The following is a 22,369-nucleotide window of genomic DNA, read 5'->3' as shown; positions in this document are numbered from 1 at the left end:
CGGCCCGCCGGCGCTTTCACCCCGGCCTGCGGACAACCGCCCTCCCGGGCCCCTGCGTGCTCTCAGAGGCCCGGAAGGGCGGTGCTGTCAGCCGTCCAGGGCGGCACCGATCAGCCCCAGCGGCGGCGAGCCGAGCTCCAGCAGCGCGCGGTGGAAGCGCGGCAGGGAGAACTCACTCCCCCACTGCTCCTTCGCGCGCTCGCGCAGCGCCATGATCTCCAGCTTGCCCCAGGTGTAGCGGCCGTAGGTGGGGTCGAAGGTGGCCCGTCGGGCCTCCGAGAGCGCGGCCGGGCCCTGCAGCGGGGTGTCCTCGGAGAAGCGGGCCGCCGCCTCCTCCACCGTCATCGTCCCGGTGTGCATGCCGATGGCCACGGACAGCCGGGTGACGCGGATGAGCGCCTCCAGCCACACACCGACCTCGAAGTGGTCGGCGGTCCAGTCCGGGTCGCCCACGCGTTCGGCCGCGTACGCCCCGAATCCCTCCTCCAGGCACATCTCCTCGGCGTAGTGCGCCCATCCCTCGGCGAAGGTCATGGAGTGCAGGGCCCGGCGGACCGGACTCGGCGCCCGGCGCAGGGCCCGTCCGTGCGAGAAGTGCCCGGGCGCGACCTCGTGGACGCTCACCGCGGGGAGGGTGGTGTGGCTGAACTGCTCCATCCACTCGGCCGCCTCCGCCTCGGACAGCTCGGCGTCGGGCGGGGTGATGAAGTAGAAGGACGGGGTGTCCCGCTCCCAGGGCCCGGACCACGCCATCATCGCGGTCGCCCAGCGCAGCGCGGGCGGCGGCACGTCCACCCGGCACTCGCCGTCGGCGTAGGGGGCCAGTCGGCGCTCCTCGGTGAAGTCGAGGGCGATCCGGGTCCACGTGCGGGCGGCGTCGAGCACACCGTCGGCGCCGGGGTGCCGACGGGTGAGCTCCCGGCTGAACTCCATCGGATCGCGCCCCGGCGCCAGGCGCCCGGCCGCCTCGGCGAGCTCGGCGCGCAGGCGGTCGCGTTCGGCGTCGGCCCGTGCCGCCAGGACGTCGAGGTCGACCTCCATGGCCTCTCCCGTGCCCATCAGCCGTCGGAGCGCCTCGGCGCCCAGCCCCGCGCCGGCCGCGCCGTGCTCTGCGGCGTGCTCCACGTGGGCGAGCAGCTTCGCGTGGGCGGCCAGGGCCTCGCTGCGCACGTCCTCGGGAACGTCGTCCGGAACACCCGCGGCGATCCCGCGGACGGCTCCGAGGAGGGACTTCGCGACGGGTGCGGAGAGCCGGTCCAGTGCGTCGACCGCGCGGTCGGCCAGGGCCGGCCAGAGCTTCAGGTGCCGGATCCGCGCGGCGTCGCGCTCGGCCCCGGGAGCGTACTCGCGTTCGTAGCCGGAGAGGTCCATCTCGCCCGCGTGGTGGAGCGGGTTCGCGCGGTGCCACTCCAGTTCGCCCAGCTCGTAGCGGAGCCCGTTCTCGAAGGCCGCCAGGTGGGCCTCGTCGTGCGGGTCGTCCAGGGGTTCGCCGCCGAGCCCGGCCAGGGCGGCGCGCACCCCTGCCGGGGAGAGGTCGGCGGCCCTGCCGTCGTACTCGTGCATCCCCGCGCCGTCCCGCATGGAACCGGGCATGAGGTCGGCGATCGCCCGCAGCCGCGGGGGGAGTTCGTCGGGCTGTGTGGAGGCGTGTTCCCGTGCGGAACCGTGTGGTCGTACAGACATGCGCAGACTCTAGCCCTCCGGCCCCGCGGCACACACGCGGGTTTTTCGCGACGCTCCGCGGCGTCCGCTCCCGGTCTGTCACCGGTGTGCGCGATCCTGGTTCCGGTGCCGCCCCGCCGGACGACCACCCCTCGGAAGATTGGCGGACGAGTTTGATCCCCGAACCCACCCGGTACCTGCGCACGTCGTGGTCGGAAGACCCCTTCGCGCTGGGTTCCTACTCCTACCTGCCCCCGAACCCGCTCGGGGCCTCCGTCCGCGGGCTCCTGGCCGCTCCGGTCGGCGGACGCCTGTTCTTCGCCGGGGAAGCGACCTCGGAGGAGGCCCCCGCCACCACCACCGGGGCGCTGCTGAGCGGCCGCCGCGCCGCCGAGGAGGTCCTGGAGACCGCCCGGGAGGGCCAGAGCGTCACGGTGGTCGGCGCGGGCTTCGCCGGGCTCGCCTGCGCCCGAGCGCTCGCCGGGGCAGGGCTGCGTGTGACCGTCCTGGAGGCGCGGGACCGTGTCGGCGGGCGGGCCTGGACCACATGGGTGGACGGCATGCCCGCCGAGCTCGGAGCCTCCTGGATCCACGGGCACAAGGGCAACCCAATGACCGAGGTACTGAAGCGCTCCGGAGGCCGGGCTCTGCCGTTCGACTACGACAGCGTCGCCGGGCGCGACCGCTCGGCGCTGCGCGAGCTGGAGCGGATCACCGAGGACATGGACGAGCGGCCCGACGCCGACACCACACCCATCTCCGCCGTGTTGCCCGAGCGCCCCTCCCCCGCGCTGCGCTCGGCGGCCAACATGGTCTACGCGCAGGAGTACGGGGCCGAACCGCACCAGCTGTCCGTCACCGCCGACGAGGAGGGGGTGGGCGGGCGCGGCGGCGACCTGCTCCTGTCCGACGGCTACGACCGGCTGGTCGAACAGGTGCGCGACGGTCTGCCCGTGCGCACCGGCGCGGTCGTCACCGGCGTCGGCCACGGCGCCGACGGAACCGTGGTCCGTCTGCGCGGCGGGGAGGAGGTCCGGGGCGACCGCTGCGTCGTCACGCTTCCGCTGGGCGTTCTCAAGTCCGGTTCCGTGGCCTTCTCCCCGGCCCTGCCGCAGGAGAAACGGGACGCCGTCGACACCCTGGGCGCGGGCCTGCTCGACAAGCTCTGGCTCTGGTTCCCCGACGTCTTCTGGCCCGCCGACGTCGACGTCATCGAGTGGTCGGACCCGGAGGACCCCGGGCTGTGGTCCTACTGGGTGAACGGCCACAAGGCGTTCGGGCAGCCGGTGCTGCTCGGCTTCAACGGCGGGGAGCACGCCCACCGGGTCGCTCGGCTCACCGACCGGCGGGTGGTGGACAGTGCCGTGTCCGCGCTCCGCCGCATGTACGGCTGAGCACGGACCGCGGGTGCGGTGCACCGGGTTCGGGGACGACCGGAACTCCGCCCGTGTCCCGGGCGTCTCCCCTGGTGTGACGATCTCCGAACCCGAGAAGCCCGCCGAGGACCCCACCCCCGGGGCCGCACCCGACGCAACGGCCGCCGACGCCTCCGAAAACGGGGCCGTCGCGACCGCGGAGCCCCCGGAGGCCACCGGCGGCGCCGAGGACTCCGCGTACCCCGAGGGCTCCGCCGGGGCGGAGGACGACACCGGCGGAGCCCGCCCGGGACGGCTTCTGCGCCGCCTGGCCCTGCTGGCCGCGGCCGCGCTCGTCCTGGGGTGTGCGCCGTTCGTGTGGCAGCTGGCCGCCACCGGGGACCAGCGCCACACCGCGGCGTCGGTGCCCGACCGGCCCGTGGCCATCGTCCTGGGCGCGGGGGTCCGTTCCGACGGCCTGCCCACCTACCTGTTGGCCCAGCGTCTGGACCTGGCGGTGGAGCTGTACGAGGCGGGCCGTGTCCGGGCGGTCCTGGTGACCGGTGACAACGGGGTCGAGCACTACAACGAGACCGACACCATGCGCGACTACCTCGTGGCGGCGGGCGTCCCGGCCGACCGGGTGGTCGGCGACCACGCCGGGTTCTCCACCTGGGAATCGTGCGTCCGGGCCAACGAGGTGTTCGGGGTGGAGGAGGCCACGGTCCTCACCCAGGAGTTCCACCTGCCGCGCGCGGTGCGCCTGTGCGAGGCGGCGGGGATCGACACGGTCGGAGTGGGCGCCGCCAGCATGAGCGAACGCGGTGTCGCCACGGTCTACGGGTGGGCGCGCGAGGTTCCGGCAGCGGTGGCGGCGCTGGGCACGGCCGTGTTCCGGCCCGACCCCACGTTCCTCGGCGACTACGAGACCGGAGTGGACGACGCCCTGGCCCTGGCCGACGAGGAGACCCCCTGATTCCCGGCGCTCCCCCGGCGCGGCCTTGCCGCCGGAGGCGGGGCCGGCGCCGATCTCGCCTCTGGTGGCAAGGTCATCGCCGTGCAGGACGAACCCGTTCCCGGGGCCTCCTGCGGCTCCGGGAACGGATTCGTCGCGGCCGGTGGCCGCCAGGGATCAGCGGCCGCCGCCGAAGATGCGGCCGAACAGACCGGTGGGGGCCTGCTGCTGGGCCTGCGGCTGCTGCGGCGCGGCGGCCTCGGCGGACTCCTCGGCCTCCGGCTCGGGCTCCACACCGACCAGGGCGCAGAACTCCTCGGCGTTGTCCGGCAGCGCCCAGGCGCTCAGGGTCGCGGTGAACTCCTCGTCCTCCCAAGCCGTGGCGGGCAGCTCCGCGATGGTCCACAGGACCTTCAGGGTCTCCTCGTCGTACTCGGCCTGGGCGTGCTCCTCGGCCGTGTACCCCTTGGAGCGGGGGCCCAGGACGATCTCCAGGCCGACACCGGTGACCAGCGCACGCGACTCGTCCTCGCCCTTGATCAGGCCGGGCAGGATGTCCAGGCGCAGGCGGCGGGCGCGGTCCCCGGCGCGGCCGAGCGCCAGGAAGCCCAGGACCTGCGGGGAGCGGTTGCCGCAGTGCGGCCACGACTCGTTGAACAGGCCCTCGTAGCCCACGGTGGTGCCGCCGCCGCGTCCGATCCGGCGCAGTCCCTCGCGCGGGGTGTTCTCCCCGTGGATCAGGACCAGCGCCACCGAGGCGGCGAAGGAGTTGTAGAGGTTGCCGCCGGCCATCTGGTGGGTCAGGCCGATGGTGGTGTCGACGTCCTTGGGGTCGGCGACCAGGCCGAGGGCGAACAGCTCGGCGGGCAGCGGCTCACCGCTGTCCAGCCCTTGGGTCATCATCTCGCGCACCGAGGCCGGGGTCTTGAGCGCGGGGCGCAGGTCCTTGGCGAGCAGCATCTGGGAGGCGCCGGTGATCTCGGAGGAGATGCGTTCGGCGTCGTCGGGGAGGAAGCCCAGCAGGTAGCTGACCCATTCCCCCGCGCGGTCGAGGCCGCCGCGGTTGGAGGCGCCCTCGAGGAGGGTGACCAGGTCGGGAACCCGGGCCAGGACGGCCTCGTAGGTGTCCAGCTCGGCCTGGAGGAGCGCGGCGCCGTCATCGGCCTCCAGCACGGCGAGGCGGTTGCGCATCCGGTGGTGGTGCTGCTCGTCGGGCGCCTCCTCCATCCAGGTGCGGTACTGCGCGCGGACCTTCTCGACGTCGTTGGAGACGGCCCAGGCCACCTCGTCACGCCACTGGTCGAGGTCCCGGTTCTGCGGGAAACGGTCCTCGGCGTGCGCGCTGACCAGTTCGAGGAGGAGGCTGAGGGGCCGCCAGCGGTCGGCGGGCGGGGTCTCCTCCGCGATCGCGATGTCGACCAGGCGGTCGACGGCCTCGGGGGCGGCCCGGTGACCGGGTGCGGGGAAGTGGATGATGTCGTGGAGGTCGGACAGCGCGCTGTCGCTGGCCGCGACCTGTTCGAGCAGCTCGGGGATGCGCTCGCCGCCCTCGGGGGCCAGGGCGGCCCAGTCCACGTTCTCCGTGCTGTTGTTGTCTTCGTTTCCCGTGGTCGCGTTCATGGGGCTGATTATCCCGGCTCAGGGCTTGTGCGCGAATCGGCGCCGAGGTCGTGCTTCTCACCGGCCCCGGGGGAACCTTCCGCGCCGGGGCGGCCCGGGCCGTTCGGCGCCGGGCGTTCCCGGGCCGTGGTCCTGGGAGCGTGTCCCTAGGACTCCCTGTCCGTGAGTTCCCCGCGCGCGGGTTCGGGGCGCAGGACGGCGTCCTTCAGCGCCTTGGCCGCCGCGCCGACCTCGCGCGCGTAGCCGATGAGGGTGGACCGGCGGCGGGCGCCGAGGCTGGGGTCGCCCACGCCCACGGCGTCGATCCCGGCCGCGCGGGCCAGGGAGACGGTCCGGGGGAGGTGGAAGGACTGCGTGACCATCGTCGCCGCGTCGACCCCGTAGAGTCCGCGGACCCGCACGCAGGTGTCCCAGGTGCGGTAGCCGAACGGGTCCGCCTCCACCAGATCGGCGGGCACGCCGCGGGCCACCAGGTAGTCGGTCATGGTGTCGGTCTCCCGGCGGGAGACCTCGCGGTTGTCCCCGGAGACGAGGACGCGGTCGACCTTCCCGGCCTCCATCAGCCGTACGGCCAGGTCGAGTCGGCGGGCGAGCAGCGGGGAGGGTCCGTCGTTCCAGGCGGCGGCGCCGAGCACCACGGCGACGGGACGGTGGGGTACGGAGTCGACCGTTCCCCTGCGTCCCGTGCTGGCGAGGTAGGTCCAGGCGAAGGGCGCCAGTCCCAGGGCGCACACGCCCGCACCGATCGCCGCGATCCAGATACCCACAGCCCTGTGTCCTCCCGCCCCGCGCGCGGCCCCTGCCGCGCGGCCCCACCATCATGGCGCACGGCGGGAGCCCGCGGCCCGGATCGCCCGAGGACCGGGAGGCCGCCCGCGAACCACCGGGCCGGCGGTGTCACCCGAAGAGGTCGGTCCAGCCGCCGGACTTCTTGTACCGGACCTTGAGGGAGCCGCCCTGGCACTTGCCGCTGACGACGAAGTGCGGCGTGCCGTGGCGGGGGATGGAGTCGATGTCCGAGCGCAGGCTGCCGAACCAGGAGGAGTCGACGTCGACCTCGGCCGTGGCGCCGTCGGGCAGGATCAGGTCGCCGGAGCCCCAGGAGACGTCCAGCCAGACCTCGATGACCGGGGTGGTGAGCCGGGCCTGGCGGAAGTCGAGCTTGGCCTCGCCGAACCGGGCGTTCACCTCGATCCGGTGGGGGACGGTCCACTCCCCCTTGCGCGCCACGGAGTCGCCCTGTCCCTTGAGGACCAGCGGCTGGCCGCCCACGAGGGGGTTGCGGCCGTAGGAGGCGACCGCCCCGCTCGTCCCGGCCGGGGCGGAACCGGCGGGCGCGGGACCGCTGAAGCCGGAGGCCCCTGCGGGCAGGTCGGCCACGATGGGCTGGAGGTCGGCGTAGGTCTTGGCCGCGTAGACCGCGCTGAGGCGCTCGTCCAGTTCGTCGAGGTCCAGCCGGCCCTCGCCCGCGGCCTCGCGGAGGATCTCGGCGACCTGGTCACGCTCGGTGTCCGAGATGCGCATGCGGTTCATGTCGTTGGGGGCCACGTGCTCGTCCCGCTCCTTCCGCCCTGTTTGTCACCACCAACGTTAGAGCATGGGATCCGTTCCACGTCGCCGCAGGCGCGGGTGACACCGGCCCGATCCGGCGTTCGGGCGCCCGTTTGTCACCCCCGCGGTGGAGGATGCGTGGTGATCCCCGACCTCGTCGGGGGTCGGGCGGGACCGTGCGGGGTTTGCCCGGGCATCGCCGCTTTGGAGGGGACGGGGACTGGGTACCGCTTCTCTAGGGTGGTTGAGGACTCTGCCGGGGTAGGACGGACCCCGGCAGAGTCCTGAACCACACATGGTGTCCCCGGGTGGATACACGATCTCGCGCGTTGCACCCTTCCGCACAGAGCGTGTCCGAAACCGGCCAGAGTGTGAAACCGGCTCCGGGAACCCTCATACCTCCGGCGTTCTCTCGGCCCCGACACAGTCTCGACGCGGCCTCGGGTTTCGGTCACCCTCCTCCCGCCTGTCCGGACGCCCTCCCCTCCCCCACCCTCCTCAGGCGAAGCAGGGCCACCGTACCCAGAGACACGGGTTTCGGTCAGCACCATAACTCTGATTTCGGACACAGGCCTTCCCCGAAGAACCCCAGGTCACGGAGTCCCGGCCCGACTCCCACGAAAAGCCCGCCGAAGATGCTCGAACACCCTTGCGCAAAGCATCCTTTGAACTGCGCAAATACCGCCCTTGAAGTGATGTGGAAACCTGTCGAGAATCGACCTCCGAGCGGCGTTTGCCCAAATTCCACGGCGAGCATGTTTCAAGTGAGAGCGAGGCCCTCACCGGCTTCCCCTCGCACGACACCATCCGTTCCGACCGTCCAGAAGAGCCGCCGGGGTGTGTTCCGTGCTCCACGGAGCGCGCCCGAGGTCGAAGACCGGAGGAATCCACGACGTGTCCGCCCTAGCGATCGCCCCGACGTTTCTCAGCGACTTCACCCGCCTCACGCCCGACGTCCAGCTCAACACCCTGGCCGTGATGCGTGCCTACCAGGCCGGTGACCACCCCGGGCTGGAGTCCGTCGCGGGCGCCGCCGACCCCCGGGTCCGGGTCGTCAGCATCGCCCCCGACTGGTCCGGCGTCATCGTTCCCGACCCCGACCCGGAACACGAACAGGACGAGGAGGAGGGGCCCGAGGACCCGCCCTACCGCCTGCTCACCGTGCGCCCGCGCGACGAGGCCCTCCGCTACGCCCGGAGCCTGCGCCCGCACACCCTGTCCGACCCCCTCGCCGAGGCCGGGACCGGCCGCGCCGACCTGACCCCGATCGGCCCGCCCGAGCTCGCCGGGGCGCTCAGCTCGCCCTTCGCCCAGTGGCAGATCACCCTGCACCCGGACCAGCACCGGATCACCGAGGCGCACTTCAACGGATCGGTCCAGATCACCGGCGGCCCGGGCACCGGCAAGACCGTGATGGCCCTGTACCGCGCCGCGCACCTGGCCGAGGTGGACGCAGCCGCCCACCCCGAGGACACCCGTGAGTCCGTCCTGCTCACCACCTACAACCGCGCCCTGGCCCAGTCCCTGGCCGAGCGCCTCGACCAGCTGCTGCCCGATCCGGAAACCCGGGACCGGGTCAAGGTGGCGACCATCGACAGCCTCGCCCGGTCGATCGTGCAGTCGCACACCAGCATGGCCCCGCGGATGGCGAGCGAGGACGAGCTCGCCCAGCGCTGGCGCGCGGTCGCCCTCGCCGACGGCCTGCCCTTCTCCGGCCGGTTCCTGGTCGACGAGTGGGAACAGGTGATCCTGGCCAAGGGCCTGGAAACGCTGCCCGACTACATCCGCTGCGAGCGCAGCGGCCGCGTCCAGCACCTGGCCCCCGAGCACCGGCGGCAGGTGTGGGAGACGGTGCGGCGCTACGTGGGGGCGATGCGGGTGGAGGGCCTGTGGTCCTACCCCCAGCTGGCCGGTGAGGCCGCCCGTCTGCTGAGCCGGTCCGGCCCGGTGTACCGGCACGTGGTGGTCGACGAGGCCCAGGACCTGCACCCGGCGCAGTGGCGGATGCTGCGCGCCGCGGTCCCGGAGGGCCCCGACGACCTGTTCGTCGTGGGCGACCCGCACCAGCGGGTGTCCGACAACCGGGTGTCGCTGGCCTCGCTCGGCATCAACGTGCGCGGTCGCGGCCACCGGCTGCGGGTCAGCTACCGGGTGACCCAGGAGATCCTGGACTGGAGCATGCCGATCCTGGGCCGCCGGGCCGCCCTGGGGATGGACGACGACGCCGACACCCTGGCGGGCTACCGCTCGCTGCTGCGCGGACCGGCGCCGGTGGTGCGCGGATGCGACAACCGGACCGAGGAGCTCAACGCGTTGGGCGAGTGGGTCCGGGTGTGGCTGGAGGCCGGGGTGAACCCGAGCGAGATCGCGGTGGCCGGGCGCAACCAGTGGGTGGTGCGGGGTGTCACCAAGGAACTGGAGGCCCGTGGTGTGGCGACCACTCCGCTGGAGGGCGCCGTCGACGCCTCGGCGGTCCGGGTCGGCACGATGCACCGGATGAAGGGCCAGGAGTTCCGGTGCGTGGCCCTGATCGGGGTGAGCGACCACCTGCTTCCGCCCAAGGCCGCGATCGAGGCCGCCGACGGCGACCAGGTGGCCCTGGAACACGCCTACCAGCAGGAGCGGACGCTGCTGTTCGTGGCCTGCACCCGGGCCCGCGACGCGCTGTACGTGTCGCACGTGGGCCGGCCCAGCCGGCTGCTCTCGGACCAGTGGTGACACGTGAACAGGCCGCCGGGGAGCCGGTGACCTGAGCCGGTGTCCACCGGAGAACCGGTGACCGGTGCGTGGGAGACGGGGGCGCCGTCGTCGCGGCGCCCCCGTCCTCTGCCCGTCCTCGCCGGGCGGCCCCTCCCCCGGGGCTAGGCGCCCCCTCCGTACTGGCCGTTCAGGTCGGGGATGGTCATGACGTCGGTCGAGGCCATCGGGTTGTCCACGTCCACTCCGGTCACGTACATGAACGGCAGCAGCAGCGGCGGCGGGAAGTCCGGCGTGAAGGTCAGCGGGATGCCGAGAATCGCCACGTGCATGCGGGTCACGTGCATCTCCACGTCACCGGTCATGTTCATGGTGGGCAGTCCGAGGCTCCGGCGGGTACCGAGGTCGTCGAACCACAGCTCGCCGCCCCGGATGTCACCACTGCTCATGCTGAGCTTGATGTAGCGCTGGGGGCCGTCGGCGGTCGGGCACTCCACCACGCCCCGGTACCGGGCTCCGTACATGGTGAGGCTGTCGGCGGTGAGGCCGGAGTCGCGGACCGAACCCCGGAAGCAGTCGTAGTCGGAGTCGACCAGGACCTCCGGGTACTCGTCCTCCTCCTGGGCGGCCTGGCAGGCCAGGACCGCGTCGAGGAAGTCCTCCTCGTCCTCGACGACGGCGGCGTCGCCGACGCGGAGCTCGCACTCCTCGGGGTTGCCCTCCTCGTCGCCCTCGTCCTCCTCGGGTTCCTCCTCGTCCTGGTCGCTCCCGTCCTCGGTGTCCTCGTCGTCCGGATCCTCCGGACCGGCCTCGTCGGGGTCGGTCTCGCCGGGCTCCTCGGAGGCCTCGTCCGAGGGTTCCTCGGAGGGCTGTTCCTCGGACTGTTCCTCGTCGTCACCGGGGAAGAACCAGTCCCAGGGCCAGCCCGCGGCGGGGGCGGGCGCCGAGGCGAGGGTGACGGCGGCGGCGAGCGGCAGAGCGATCGCGGCCAGGTGCCGAGTGGTTCCACGCGGTTCGGAGGCGGGTTCGACCGTTTCGGTCGCGGTGCCGTCGTCCGCCGGTTCCTCGCGGCGGGGTCCGGCGTGTGCGCCGGTGCGGGTGTCGGGGCTGTCCCCGACGGAGTCGTCGCTGTCCTTCGCTTCGGAGTCCGCGGAGTCCTCGGGGCCGTCCGACCGGTCGTCGTCGGTGCCGCTGTCCCCCTCGGGGGCCGAAGCCCCCGCCCGCCGCCGCCCGCGGGAGCGCCGCCGCACGACGGGAGCCCACGCGAACACGAGGGCTCCGCCGACGATGCCGAGCAGCATCCCGATGACGAACCCACCGAAGTTGGAGGTCACGAAGGACACCAGCGCGAGCATGAGCCCGACCAGGCCGAAGAACACGTGCTGTGCGGGCTGGAGCCAGCTCAGCACGCCGAGCGTGATCAGCAGGCCCGCGATGAGGGGGCCGGAGATCCCGGCGATGCCCGCGTAGACGATCAGGTCGATCGGCAGGATCAGGCTCTGCGCGGCCGGCGCGACCAGCAGCTCGATTCCGGCCGCGATGAGGACGGCTCCACCCCAGAACGGACGGGTCCGTCGCCAGTTACGGAACCATCCCCATCCCGAGCGGAGCAGGGTCAGTGCGTGGGCCATGGGATCAGAAGCACTCGTGGTTGCCCGGCTTGATCGCCAGGTGCAGACCGGACAGGCGCAGCGATCCGGAGGTGACCGCCCAGGAGGTCAGTTCCTTGTCGGTCACGGTGATGGTGTCGGCCTGAAGACCGAAACCACCCGCGGGCCCCTGTCCGTTCTCGGCCTTGTCCAGGGTGCTGGCGTCGCGGCCGATCTCGATGGAGCTGAACTCGGCGTTGCCCTGGAGCTGTTCGATGTCGATGACCATGTTGGTGCCGATCACCGGGGATTCGGCCCCGGCGGTGATCACCAGGGTGGCCTCGCCGATGGGCAGGTCCCAGAGGGAGGACATGCACAGGTTGTCCAGCTCGGCGCTGTCGATCGAGGAGAGTCCCACCGGCCGGCTCGACCCGTCCACGGAGTTGGCGACGTCGCCGTACTGCGTGAAGCCCTGGCCCTCCAGCCGGTCCGCGGACATCTTGAAGCTGTCCCCCGAGACGGCGAAGGAGGCCGCGAGGAGCCCCTGTGTGGTCATACCGCCGAGGACCGCGGCCGCCACGAAACCGGGGACCGCGATGAGTGCGAACCTGCGCCAGCGTGTTCCGCCGCTGCCTTCGTGCTGCTCAGGCGTGTCCTGAGGCGCTTCAGGCACCTCATCTGGAGCCTTGGGCATGTGTACCTCCAGTGTTCCGTCGCGGGGAGAGGCGACGAGGGGGAACGAAACTTGCGCCGAAGCACGCCACGCGTGTTACATGGAACACACCTTACTCGGCGGTAGTGACGAACATTACAATAAGTGTTGTCACATTTCTAGATGGCGCATTTTTCGTTGCGGACTCGTATCCGGCGCATTACGGGCAGCCGCTTCAGACCTGGAGAGAGACCAAGCCATGCCCCCTCAGCGCGCAGAAGACCCCGCCGGCAGCACCGCCCCGACGAACCAGACCCGACCGGACGAAGCCCTCCCCGGGGAAGCGAGGCCGAACGAGGCCGAGCCGGGGAAGACCGGATCAGACGACACGTTCGACTACGACGTCGTGGTCATCGGTTCCGGTTTCGGCGGCTCCGTCAGCGCCCTTCGCCTCACCGAGAAGGGGTACCGCGTCGGCGTCCTGGAGGCGGGTCGCCGCTTCACACCCGAGACCCTGCCGTCCTCGTCCTGGGACCTGAAGAACTTCCTCTGGGCCCCGCAGGCCGGCATGTACGGCATCCAGCGCATCCACCTCCTGCGCGACGTGATGATCCTGGCAGGCGCGGGCGTCGGCGGCGGTTCGCTCAACTACGCGAACACGCTCTACCACCCGATGGACGCCTTCTTCGAGGACCCGCAGTGGCAGCACATCACCGACTGGAAGTCGGAGCTGTCCCCGTTCTACGACCAGGCCCGCCGCATGCTCGGCGTGCGCACCAACCCCACCGTCACCCCCTCCGACGTCCACCTGAAGGCGGTCGCCGAGGACATGGGTGTCGGTGACACCTTCCGGCTCACCCCGGTCGGCGTGTGCTTCGGCGACGGGGAGGACGGCGACGGCAGCAGGGCCGCCCCCGGAGAGTCCGTCGGCGACCCCTACTTCGGCGGCCAGGGGCCCGACCGCAAGGCCTGCAGGGAGTGCGGCGAGTGCATGACCGGCTGCCGCCACGGCGCCAAGAACACCCTCACCGAGAACTACCTGTACTTCGCGGAGCGCGGTGGCGCCGAGGTGCACCCCCTGACCACGGTCGAGCGGCTGCGTGAGCGGCCCGAGTCCGAGGGCGGAGGTTTCGCGGTGGACACGCTCCGCACCGACGCGCCGCGGCGCCGGTCGAACGCCCGCACGTTCACCGCGCGCCAGGTCGTGGTCGCGGCCGGCACCTACAACACACAGACACTGCTGCACCGGATGCGGGACAGCGGGATGCTCCCCGGCCTGTCGGAGAAGCTGGGCACCCTGACCCGGACCAACTCCGAGGCCCTGGTCGGCGCCATGAGCAAGCGGGTGCCACCGCCCGAGGACCTCACCCGGGGCGTGGCGATCACGTCCTCCATCCACCCGAACGCGAACACCCACATCGAACCGGTCCGCTACGGCAAGGGCTCCAACGCGATGGGCCTGCTCACCGCGATCCAGGTGCCGGGCGGGGGCAGGATCCCGCGCTGGCTGCGCTTCCTCGGACTGGCCGCGCGCCATCCGTACGTCTTCATGCGCAGCTTCTCCAACCGGCGCTGGTCCGAGCGGACCATCATCGGGCTGGTCATGCAGTCCCTGGACAACTCGCTGACCACCTCGGTCAAGGGCGGCCTGTTCGGCGGGAAGAAGCTCACCTCCCGGCAGGGCCACGGAGAGCCGAACCCCACCTGGATCCCGGAGGGCCAGGAGGCCGCCACACGGCTGGCCGAGCGGATCGACGGCTACCCGGGCGGCACGGTCGGCGACATCTTCAACATCCCGATGACCGCTCACTTCCTGGGCGGCTGCCCGATCGGCGACAGCCCCGAGACCGGGGTGATCGACCCCTACCACCGGCTGTACGGGTACCCCGGGCTGCACGTGGTGGACGGTTCCGCGGTCACCGCGAACCTGGGTGTGAACCCGTCCCTGACCATCACCGCGCAGGCCGAGCGGGCGATGGCGATGTGGCCCAACAAGGGCGAGGAGGATGCCCGTCCGGCGCAGGGTGAGGCGTATCGGCGCACCAGGCCGGTCTTCCCGCACCATCCGGCCGTCCCGAGCGGCGCCTTCGCCGAGCTGCGCTTCACGAAGTCGCTGCCGCTGTCCGTGGCCGACTCCACGGATCTCCCCAGCGGGGACGCCGCGGAGGAGGTCGTCGAGCGGATCCGGGAGAAGGCGGCCGAGATCGTCGCCGAGCCGCCCAAGGGCTGACCCGGCGCCGGGGCTGATCCGCGCCCGGGACCGGATCCAGGGACCGGCCCGGACCCGCGACGCACGCGGGCCCGGACACCTGAGCGGTGTCCGGGCCCGTCATCCGTCCGGGGGTCGCGGGGGTGGAGGGTCGCGGCGGTTCGGCGCCGAGGTCTGCGGAGGTCGAAGCGGTCGGGGGTCGGGGGTCGGGGGTCGAGCCGGGGGCTGGGGAGCGTGGCTCTGCGTGTCGTGGACGTGCTGGTCGCGGCTCCGCGGAAGGCGGTCTCAGAGACCGTCGGGGTCGTCTGCGCCCGGAGGTGTGCGCGCCGCCGTCCGCAGGGTCTCCATGCCCTCGGCGAAGTGGTCGCCCAGGACGTTGGTGAGGTGGTTCGCCATCTCCTGCGCCAGGACCGCGTCCACGGCCTGCTGGGCCAGGGGGCGCACGTGGCGGATGAGTTCGGCGATCTTGGCGATGTCCTCGGCGTCGAGCACGGTCCCCGCGGTGTGCTCGGCGATGATGTGGTCGGCGACCAGGCGGATCATGTGCTCGGAGACGTGACCGATCTTGTCCCGGAGGTTCTCCGCTATGTCCAGCACCGAGCCCACGGTCATCCCGAGCTTGACCAGTTCGACGCCGGCGTGCAGCAGGCGGGGGCTGGGAACCCGGAAGCGCAGGCCGTCGCGCTCCAGCACCTTGAGGTCCAGGGCGCGCTTTATGGTCTTGGGGGTCACCCCCTTGCCGAACAGCTCCCTCAGATCGCCGAGGCTGATGTAGTCGGCGATCTCGTCGCTCCAGGCGTCGCCGACGGCGGACTCGAAGCCGAGGATCTCGGACAGGTCGCCGCCGCGCTCCCACACCTGGAACATCTCGCCGATGTTGGCGAAGGTGTAACCGCGGCGGAGCAGCTGGCCGATCAGCCGCAGACGCGCCAGATGTGCTTCGGAGTAGATGCCCACGCGGCCCTGGCGCCGGGGTGGGGCGAGGAGACCTCTGTCCTGGTACACCCGGACGTTGCGCACCGTCGTGTCGGCGAGCCGGGCGAGTTCGTCAATGCGGTATTCGGCCATGGAACCAGCCTAGAGACCCCGGAGAGCCGTACTCATCAGTAAATCCGCCCCTCGGCACCGTTGAACGTTGTCAATAGAGATTGTAACGTTCTAGGAAATCGGAGTGAACGGGGTCACACCACACGAACCGCCCGTTCGGCGCGCCTCCGACACGGAACACCCCCTGGAGGTACCCATGTCCGTGGGAAACGCGCCGACACCGAAGCTCACCGACCGCGAGGACATCGCCAAACGCCTCCTGCGCGGCTCCGCCAAGGCCTCCTTCGACCCCCTGGTGGAGATCGACTGGGACGCACCGCTGGAGGACAAGTGGGGCATGCGCCCCGAGCGGGTGTCCCTCTACGGCACCCACCTGTGGGACCGGCTCAGCGAGGAACAGCGCAAGGAGCTCTCCCGGCTGGAGATGGCCAGCACCATGGCCACCGGCATCTGGTTCGAGACGATCCTGATGCAGATGCTGGTCCGGCACGCCTACCACAACGACCCCACCACACTCCACGTCCAGTACGCGTACACCGAGATCGCCGACGAGTGCCGCCACACGGTCATGTTCGCCAAGGCGATCGAGAAGCTGGGGTCGAGGGCCTACCGCCTCGACCCGGTCGCGCACGTGCTGGGCAACCTCTTCAAGGCGATCGCGCACGGCCCGCTGATCTTCGCGGGCGCGCTGTTCGTCGAGGAGATCCTCGACCAGCTCCAACGGGAGATGATCGACGACGAGAGCATCGAGCCGGTCGTGCGGTCCACCTCCCGGATCCACGTGATCGAGGAGGCCCGCCACATCCGCTACGCCCGTGAGGAGTTCCACCGCGACTGGATCAGGCGCGGCCCCGTGGACCGGGCGTACTCGCGGCTGGTCCTGGGCCTGGTCACGTACTACTCGGCGACCCGGCTGATCCACACGAAGGTCTACGAGCAGGTCGGACTGGACCCCAGGGAGGCCCAGCGGGCGGCGCACCGCAACCCGCACTTCATCGACAGCAAGACCGAGCTCTCCCACAAGGTCGTCAAGACGCTCAGCACCGCCGGAGCGATCTCGGGCCTGGGCAAGCACTTCTGGAAGAAGGCGGGCCTGCTCGGCCGCTAGACCGCTAGACCGCCAGGCCGCAGGGCCGCAGGGCCGCAGGGCCGCAGGTGAGCACCCCCGGGACCGTGCGCGCGGGCGCGCGGTCCCTTCCGTGTGCGCCACAACGGCGCGGCGCCCCGGAAACCCGGACCTTACTCACGAGTAAATTTCCGGCGACGACCCATTGCATTGTGACAATGCTCGTTGTAACGTTCCGGCAATGACTGTGGAGGAGATCACATGACGACCCCCTTGCCGCGCCACCTGAGCCGGCTGCCCGGCCAGAACGCCATCGTCACCGGCGCCTCCGGGGCGTTCGGCAGCGCCACCGTGGCGGTCCTGCGCCACCTCGGCGTCAACGTCGTCGGCATCGACCGCAAGGCCGGCCCCGGCGTCATCGCCTGCGACATCACCGACGACCAGCAGGTGCGCGAAGGGGTCGCCGAGGCGATCGAACAGCTCGGCGGACGCCTGGACCTGCTCATCCACTACGCGGGGGTCGGCCCCTCCGTGGACATCGGCCACCTGCCCGACGCCCACGTCCACCAGGCCCTCGAGGTCAACCTCCTGGGCTCCTGGCGGGTCACCGCCGCCGCGATGCCGGCCCTGCTCAAGAGCCGCGGCCGCGTGATCGTCACCGCCTCGCTGCTGGCCAACCTCCAGCTGCCCCTGGCCGGCGCCTACACCGTCTCCAAGCGCGCGGTGACCGCCTACGCCGACTCCCTGCGCGCCGAGTACGGCACGCACATCGGGGTGACCACGGTCTACCCGGGCTACGTCGACACCCCCATTCACGAGAGCTCGCGCGCCACCGGCGCCTCGCTCGACGGACTGGTCCCCGCCGAGACCGAGCGCGACACCGTGATGACCGTGGTCCGAGCCGCCGGCGCCAAGCGCGCCCCGCGCGACGTCGCCTGCACGGCCTTCGGGACCGCGGCCCTGCACCTGACCAAGCACTTCCCCGGTACCACCGAACAGATCGTCTCGCTCCAGCTCGGCCTGCTCCTCACGGACGGCGCCTTCGCTGACGCGGAGATCGCCCAGGGGCTCCACGCACGCCACGGTTCCCCGCACGCCCCGACCAGCATTTCTCGAGTCAGCACCGTCTGAGGAGGAACGAGATGACCGCCGAAGTTGTCGCCAAGCCGAAGATCACCGACCGCGAGGACATCGCCAAGCGCCTCCTGCGCGGCTCCGCCAAGGCCTCCTTCGACCCCCTTGTGGAGATCGACTGGGACGCACCGGTCGACCCCGACATGTGGGCGATCCGCCCCGAGCGCATCTCCATCTACGGCACCCACCTGTGGGACCAGCTCAGCGAGGAGAAGCGCAAGGAGCTCTCCCGCCTGGAGGTCGCCAGCGTCGCCACCATCGGCATCTGGTTCGAGACGATCCTGATGCAGATGCTGGTCCGCCACGCCTACCACAACGACCCCACGTCGCTGCACGTCCAGTACGCGTACACCGAGATCGCCGACGAGTGCCGCCACACGGTCATGTTCGCGAAGATGGTGCAGAAACTCGGCTGGGAGACGCACCGGCTCGACCCGGTCACCTTCCACCTCGGCCGCGTCTTCAAGGCGATCGCGCACGGCCCGCTGATCTTCGCGGGCGCGCTGTTCGTCGAGGAGGTCCTGGACCAGCTCCAGCGCGAGGCCGTCCCGGACGAGCAGATCCTGCCGCTGGTACGCGCCGTGGCCCGCATCCACGTCACCGAGGAAGCGCGCCACATGCGCTACGCACGCGAGGAGTTCCAGCGCGACTGGCCCGAGCGCAGCGCGCTGAACAAGGCCTACAGCCGCATCGTGCTGGGCCTGGTCACGTACTACTCCGCGACCCGCCTGATCAACCCGAAGGTCTACGAGCAGGTCGGGCTCGATCCCAAGGAGGCCTACCGGGTCGCCAAGGGCAACCCGCACTGGGTCGAGACCAAGACCTGGGCCGCCCGCAAGGTCGTCGGCACACTGGGCACCGCCGGTGCGATCACGGGCCTGGGGCGCTACTTCTGGAAGAAGGCGGGCCTCCTCGGCCGCTAGACGGCCTGCCCCGCACCCCCGAGTCCAGCAGACCCCCCGAGGGTCCCCGGAGGACCAGTCCCCCGGGCCGCCCCTCCCGAGAACCCCGTCGTCGGAAGGCGAAACGCGCCACGTCTTCCGGCGGCGGTCCCCGAACGCCGGGGGCTGAGAGCGAACGCGCCACGCGCTCAGCCCCCGGCACCCTCCCCCGGGGGCGAAACGCGCCGCGCCCCCGGGGACCCATACTTACCGGTCGGTATGCCGAAGTCCACGGACGGACCGGGCCGCACGAAGGGAACAGCATCGTGACCGAAGCAGTACCGCATTACCGGGTCGCCGTCATCGGCACCGGGTTCGCCGGAATCGGGATGGCTGTCCGCCTCAGGCAGGCCGGCCTCAGGGATTTCGTGATCCTCGAACGCGCCGACGGCATCGGCGGGACCTGGCGCGACAACTCGTACCCGGGTGCCGCCTGCGACGTCCCCTCACACCTGTACTCGTTCTCCTTCGCGCTCAACCCCCACTGGAGCCGGACCTTCTCCCCGCAGCCCGAGATCTGGGACTACATGAAGCGGGTCGCCGGGGAGCACGGCGTCGACCGGCACGTCCGCTACGGCAGCGACGTCAAGGCCGCCCGCTGGGAGCCCGAGGACAACCGCTGGCGGATCGAGACCTCCAGCGGCACCGTCACCGCCCAGTTCCTGGTCAGCGGCGCCGGACCGCTCGCCGACCCGACCTACCCGGACATCAAGGGCCTGGACGCCTTCGAGGGAAAGCTCTTCCACTCCGCCGAGTGGGACCACGACCACGACCTGACCGGCCGCAGGGTCGCCGTCATCGGCACCGGCGCCTCCGCCATCCAGTTCGTACCGAAGATCCAACCGCAGGTGGGCAAGCTCTCGCTGTTCCAGCGCACCGCCCCGTGGGTGATGTTCCGGCACGACCGCGACATCACCAAGGCCGAGAGCTGGCTCTACCGGAACATCCCCGGTGCGCAGCAGATCGCCCGCAAGAGCATCTACTGGGGCCGCGAGAGCTACATCCTCGGTTTCGCGAAGAACCCCAAGCTGCTCGGGATCGTGGAGCGCCTCGGCCGGGCCAACATCAACCGCAGCGTCAAGGACCCGGTCCTGCGCGCCAAGCTCACCCCGACCTTCCGCGCCGGGTGCAAGCGCATCCTGATGTCCAACGACTACTACCCCGCGCTGGCCCGGCCCAACGTGGACGTGGTCACCGACGGCATCGTCGAGGTCCGCCCGAACTCCGTGGTCACCCGGGACTCCTCCGGCAAGGAGACCGAGCACGAGGTCGACACGATCATCCTCGGTACCGGCTTCCAGGTCACCGACCCGCCCATCGCCCACCGCGTGTACGACTCCGAGGGCCGCTCGCTCGCCGAGCACTGGGGCAACGACGTGCAGGCCTTCCGCGGCACCACCGTCAACGGGTTCCCCAACGCGTTCGTGCTCGCCGGCCCCAACACCGGCCTGGGGCACACCTCCCAGGTCTTCATGATCGAAGCGCAGATCCGGTACACGATGGAGGCGCTCAAGTTCGCCTGCAGGAACCGGGTCGACCGCCTGGAGCCCCGCCCCGAGGCCCAGCGCGCCTACAACAAGATGATCGACAAGTCCATGCAGGGCACCGTGTGGGTGACCGGCGGCTGCGACAGCTGGTACCTGAACGAGGAGGGCCGCAACACGACGCTGTGGCCCACCTTCACCTGGAACTACGCGCTGCGCACCCGCTGGTTCGACCCGCACAACTACGACCTGCGCCGCGTGCGTTCGACGAAGAAGCGCAAGGACGCCGTCCCCGCCTGACCGGGTCGGATTCGGAGAAGGAGAAGCAGTATGAGCGGGTTCGACGACGACGAAGAGGAGTACCGGGGCACGGTCACGGTCCTCCTCCAGGACCCCCCGGGAAGCGATGACGCGGGTGACGGCAGCACGGCCGGGAGCTTCGAGGTCCAGGCCCATCTGGCCGGGCACTTCTCCCCGCTGACCGGCGACTACCGCTGGAAGGGCCGCCTGTCGGCCGACCCCGCGCTCACCGAGGCCTACAACAACGGGGCGCGCACCGTCGTCGTGCGCACCCCCGACGGCCACGAGGGCGTCGGCACGCTCGACAGCCCCAACCTGTGGGGCGGCCACCCGGTCAACGGGTCGGGCACCCCGCCCTTCGCCGTCCCCCGGATCGAACTCGACGACTGAGTCCCGGCCGTTCTCCGCGGCCGCCCCCAAGAACGTCCCCTCAGGGCACGCGCCGCCCTGGGGGGACTCCCCGTCTGACTTCCCCCAGAGTGAGAGGTAACCCGATGGCGACACGACACGTGGGACAGGCACAGGAACTCAGGGTGCGCTCCGCCGACGGCACCCGGCTGCACGTCGAAGTACGCGGGCCCGCCGACGGACCGACCGTGGTGTTCTCCCACTGCTGGTCGACCTCCCTGGCCTCCTGGGGCCCCGTGGTCCGCGAACTCGACCCGGGCCTGCGCGTGGTCCTGTACGACCAGCGCGGCCACGGGCGGACACAGACCCCCATCACCCGCGCGGGGTACAGCACCGACAAGCTCGCCGACGACCTCTGCGCCGTCCTCGAAGCCACCGTCCCCGCCGGGCAGAAGGCGCTGGTGGCCGGACACAGCATGGGCGGCATGACCATCATGGCCGCGGGCCCGCGCGCGACCTTCAAGGAGAAGGCCGGCGCCGTGCTGCTGACCAACACCGGCTGCACCGACCTGCCCCGCAGGTCCACCGCCATCCCCCTCCCGGGAGCGCTCGGCACCCTCGGCGCCAAAATCTTCCTGAGCGCGCCGCTCCCCCTGGGCCCGGCCAACGCCGTCAGCGCCAGGATCTTCAAGTTCCTGGTCATGGGCAGGAGTGCCGACAAGGCCACCCAGCGCCTGTGCGCCAAGCTCGTCCACGACTGCGGCGGCGTCCCGCGCGGCGAATGGGGCCGGGTCATGAACAGACTCGAACTCGACGACGCGGCGCGCGAGATCTCCGCGCCCACCGTGGTGGTCGGCGGCGACGAGGACAAACTGACTCCCCCGTGGCACGCCCACCACATCGGCGAGCTGGTGCAGAACTGCGAAGAGGTCCGCGTACTCCCGGGGCTGGGCCACATGGGCCCTCTGGAGGCCCCCAAGACCCTCGCGGAGCTGGTCGGCAAGATGGCGGCCAACCACATCGGCGCGGGTTCGAAAGCCTAGGACCCGGCATTCGAGGGGCGCGGTGCGAAGGGGCGCCGCGCCCCCGCCCCGCGTCGCCAGGGCGGCAGGCGCCGCGGCCCCACGAACCGGGCCCCCGTCGACACGCCGTGTCTGAATAACATGTGGCGGGGATGCGCATGCACGCCCTGTCACTCGGCAACCCGGAGCAGCCCGCCATGAAGTACACCGTCTCGATCGAGGTCGCCCTACCGCTGGAGAGGGTGGTGCAGCTGCTCTCCGACCCGGCGCACATGCCGAAGTGGCTGCGGGGTCTGGTGCTGCACGAGCCGCTGCGCGGGGAGCACGGGCAGGTCGGCACCGAATCGCGGGTCGTGTTCCAGGCGGGGAAGCAGGAGATGGAGTGCACCGAGACCATCACGCGCCGGGAACCGGCAGACCTGCACGGGCTCCCGGAAGGGCAGGTCGTCCACTTCGACCGCGAGATCGTCGCCGAGGGCATGTGGAACGCGGTGCGCGACCGGCTGACCCAGTCCGGCCCGGAGACGACGCTCTGGGTGAGCGAGAACGAATACCGGTTCAGCGGTGTGATGATGCGGCTGGTGGGCCTCCTGATGCCCGGCACCTTCCGCAAGCAGTCCCAACAGCACATGCAGGACTTCAAGGCCTTCGCGGAGCAGGGACGGGACGTCCGCGAGGCGAACTGACCCGCGGTCGGTGTTCGCGTCCCGAAGAGGGCGCAGGGGCCGACGCGGCGG

At 71.4% G+C, this 22,369-nt stretch carries 18 protein-coding genes; 11 read left to right on the top strand and 7 right to left on the bottom strand.

Features of this window, described 5'->3' with window-relative positions; translation table 11 throughout:
* Window positions 1-87: 87 nt before the first annotated feature.
* Window positions 88-1,683 (bottom strand): DUF885 family protein, encoded by a 1,596-nt coding sequence (locus D458_RS0123710; protein WP_017589222.1) that lies wholly within the window; start codon window positions 1,681-1,683, stop codon window positions 88-90.
* A gap of 152 nt (window positions 1,684-1,835) precedes the next feature.
* Here D458_RS0123710 and D458_RS0123705 point away from each other — a divergent pair, with 152 nt between their 5' ends.
* Window positions 1,836-3,056 (top strand): flavin monoamine oxidase family protein, encoded by a 1,221-nt coding sequence (locus D458_RS0123705; protein WP_017589221.1) that lies wholly within the window; start codon window positions 1,836-1,838, stop codon window positions 3,054-3,056.
* A gap of 280 nt (window positions 3,057-3,336) precedes the next feature.
* Window positions 3,337-3,993 carry a SanA/YdcF family protein gene (locus D458_RS0123700; RefSeq protein WP_083936416.1) on the top strand — a complete coding sequence of 219 codons (657 nt, stop codon included), beginning with the start codon at window positions 3,337-3,339 and terminating at the stop codon, window positions 3,991-3,993.
* A 156-nt stretch (window positions 3,994-4,149) separates the two neighbouring features.
* On the opposite strand, the gene D458_RS0123695 is transcribed toward D458_RS0123700, so the two are convergent.
* From D458_RS0123695 to D458_RS0123685, 3 genes are all read right to left on the bottom strand, one after another.
* The gene (locus D458_RS0123695) at window positions 4,150-5,592 is read right to left on the bottom strand and encodes a hypothetical protein (protein WP_017589219.1); all 1,443 of its coding nucleotides are present in this window, start codon (window positions 5,590-5,592) and stop codon (window positions 4,150-4,152) included.
* Window positions 5,593-5,738: 146 nt separating this feature from the next.
* Entirely contained in the window at window positions 5,739-6,359 is a 621-nt protein-coding gene (locus D458_RS0123690; protein ID WP_017589218.1) for a SanA/YdcF family protein, read from the bottom strand.
* Window positions 6,360-6,489: 130 nt separating this feature from the next.
* Window positions 6,490-7,140, bottom strand: a complete 651-nt coding sequence (locus D458_RS0123685; RefSeq protein ID WP_017589217.1) for a DUF1707 SHOCT-like domain-containing protein — start codon at window positions 7,138-7,140, stop codon at window positions 6,490-6,492.
* A gap of 897 nt (window positions 7,141-8,037) precedes the next feature.
* Here D458_RS0123685 and D458_RS0123680 point away from each other — a divergent pair.
* Entirely contained in the window at window positions 8,038-9,861 is a 1,824-nt protein-coding gene (locus tag D458_RS0123680) for a UvrD-helicase domain-containing protein (protein ID WP_017589216.1), read from the top strand.
* A gap of 143 nt (window positions 9,862-10,004) precedes the next feature.
* Here D458_RS0123680 and D458_RS0123675 read toward each other — a convergent pair whose 3' ends face one another.
* Complete coding sequence (locus D458_RS0123675) at window positions 10,005-11,471, bottom strand: DUF6114 domain-containing protein (protein ID WP_026119632.1); 1,467 nt, start codon at window positions 11,469-11,471, stop codon at window positions 10,005-10,007.
* A gap of 4 nt (window positions 11,472-11,475) precedes the next feature.
* On the bottom strand, window positions 11,476-12,123 hold the full coding sequence (locus D458_RS0123670) for a DUF6230 family protein (RefSeq protein ID WP_026119631.1): 648 nt from the start codon (window positions 12,121-12,123) through the stop codon (window positions 11,476-11,478).
* A gap of 217 nt (window positions 12,124-12,340) precedes the next feature.
* Here D458_RS0123670 and D458_RS0123665 point away from each other — a divergent pair, with 217 nt between their 5' ends.
* Complete coding sequence (locus D458_RS0123665) at window positions 12,341-14,311, top strand: GMC oxidoreductase (RefSeq protein ID WP_017589214.1); 1,971 nt, start codon at window positions 12,341-12,343, stop codon at window positions 14,309-14,311.
* 264 nt (window positions 14,312-14,575) lie between these two features.
* Here the strand turns inward: D458_RS0123665 and D458_RS0123660 are convergent, their stop codons facing one another.
* Complete coding sequence (locus tag D458_RS0123660; protein ID WP_017589213.1) at window positions 14,576-15,358, bottom strand: MerR family transcriptional regulator; 783 nt, start codon at window positions 15,356-15,358, stop codon at window positions 14,576-14,578.
* Window positions 15,359-15,533: 175 nt separating this feature from the next.
* Between D458_RS0123660 and D458_RS0123655 the strand changes: the two genes are divergently transcribed.
* The 7 genes from D458_RS0123655 to D458_RS0123625 all read left to right on the top strand — a co-directional run bounded on the left by D458_RS0123655 (window position 15,534) and on the right by D458_RS0123625 (window position 22,318).
* Window positions 15,534-16,445 (top strand): AurF N-oxygenase family protein, encoded by a 912-nt coding sequence (locus D458_RS0123655; protein ID WP_026119630.1) that lies wholly within the window; start codon window positions 15,534-15,536, stop codon window positions 16,443-16,445.
* Between the two features lie 219 nt (window positions 16,446-16,664).
* Window positions 16,665-17,534: an SDR family NAD(P)-dependent oxidoreductase gene (locus D458_RS0123650; RefSeq protein ID WP_017589211.1), complete on the top strand. Its 870-nt coding sequence runs from the start codon at window positions 16,665-16,667 to the stop codon at window positions 17,532-17,534.
* A gap of 11 nt (window positions 17,535-17,545) precedes the next feature.
* Window positions 17,546-18,460 (top strand): AurF N-oxygenase family protein, encoded by a 915-nt coding sequence (locus tag D458_RS0123645; protein ID WP_017589210.1) that lies wholly within the window; start codon window positions 17,546-17,548, stop codon window positions 18,458-18,460.
* A gap of 284 nt (window positions 18,461-18,744) precedes the next feature.
* Entirely contained in the window at window positions 18,745-20,262 is a 1,518-nt protein-coding gene (locus tag D458_RS0123640) for a flavin-containing monooxygenase (protein ID WP_017589209.1), read from the top strand.
* Window positions 20,263-20,292: 30 nt separating this feature from the next.
* Entirely contained in the window at window positions 20,293-20,652 is a 360-nt protein-coding gene (locus D458_RS0123635; RefSeq protein ID WP_017589208.1) for a DUF4873 domain-containing protein, read from the top strand.
* 104 nt (window positions 20,653-20,756) lie between these two features.
* Window positions 20,757-21,653: an alpha/beta fold hydrolase gene (locus tag D458_RS0123630; RefSeq protein ID WP_040702733.1), complete on the top strand. Its 897-nt coding sequence runs from the start codon at window positions 20,757-20,759 to the stop codon at window positions 21,651-21,653.
* A gap of 131 nt (window positions 21,654-21,784) precedes the next feature.
* Window positions 21,785-22,318 (top strand): SRPBCC family protein, encoded by a 534-nt coding sequence (locus D458_RS0123625; protein ID WP_239648049.1) that lies wholly within the window; start codon window positions 21,785-21,787, stop codon window positions 22,316-22,318.
* The last annotated feature ends 51 nt before the right edge of the window (window positions 22,319-22,369 follow it).

This window comes from Nocardiopsis ganjiahuensis DSM 45031 (assembly GCF_000341085.1).
Lineage (GTDB): Bacteria > Actinomycetota > Actinomycetes > Streptosporangiales > Streptosporangiaceae > Nocardiopsis > Nocardiopsis ganjiahuensis.
The sequence above is the reverse complement of the archived record's forward strand: the minus strand, read 5'-3'. Positions and strand labels throughout refer to the sequence as shown.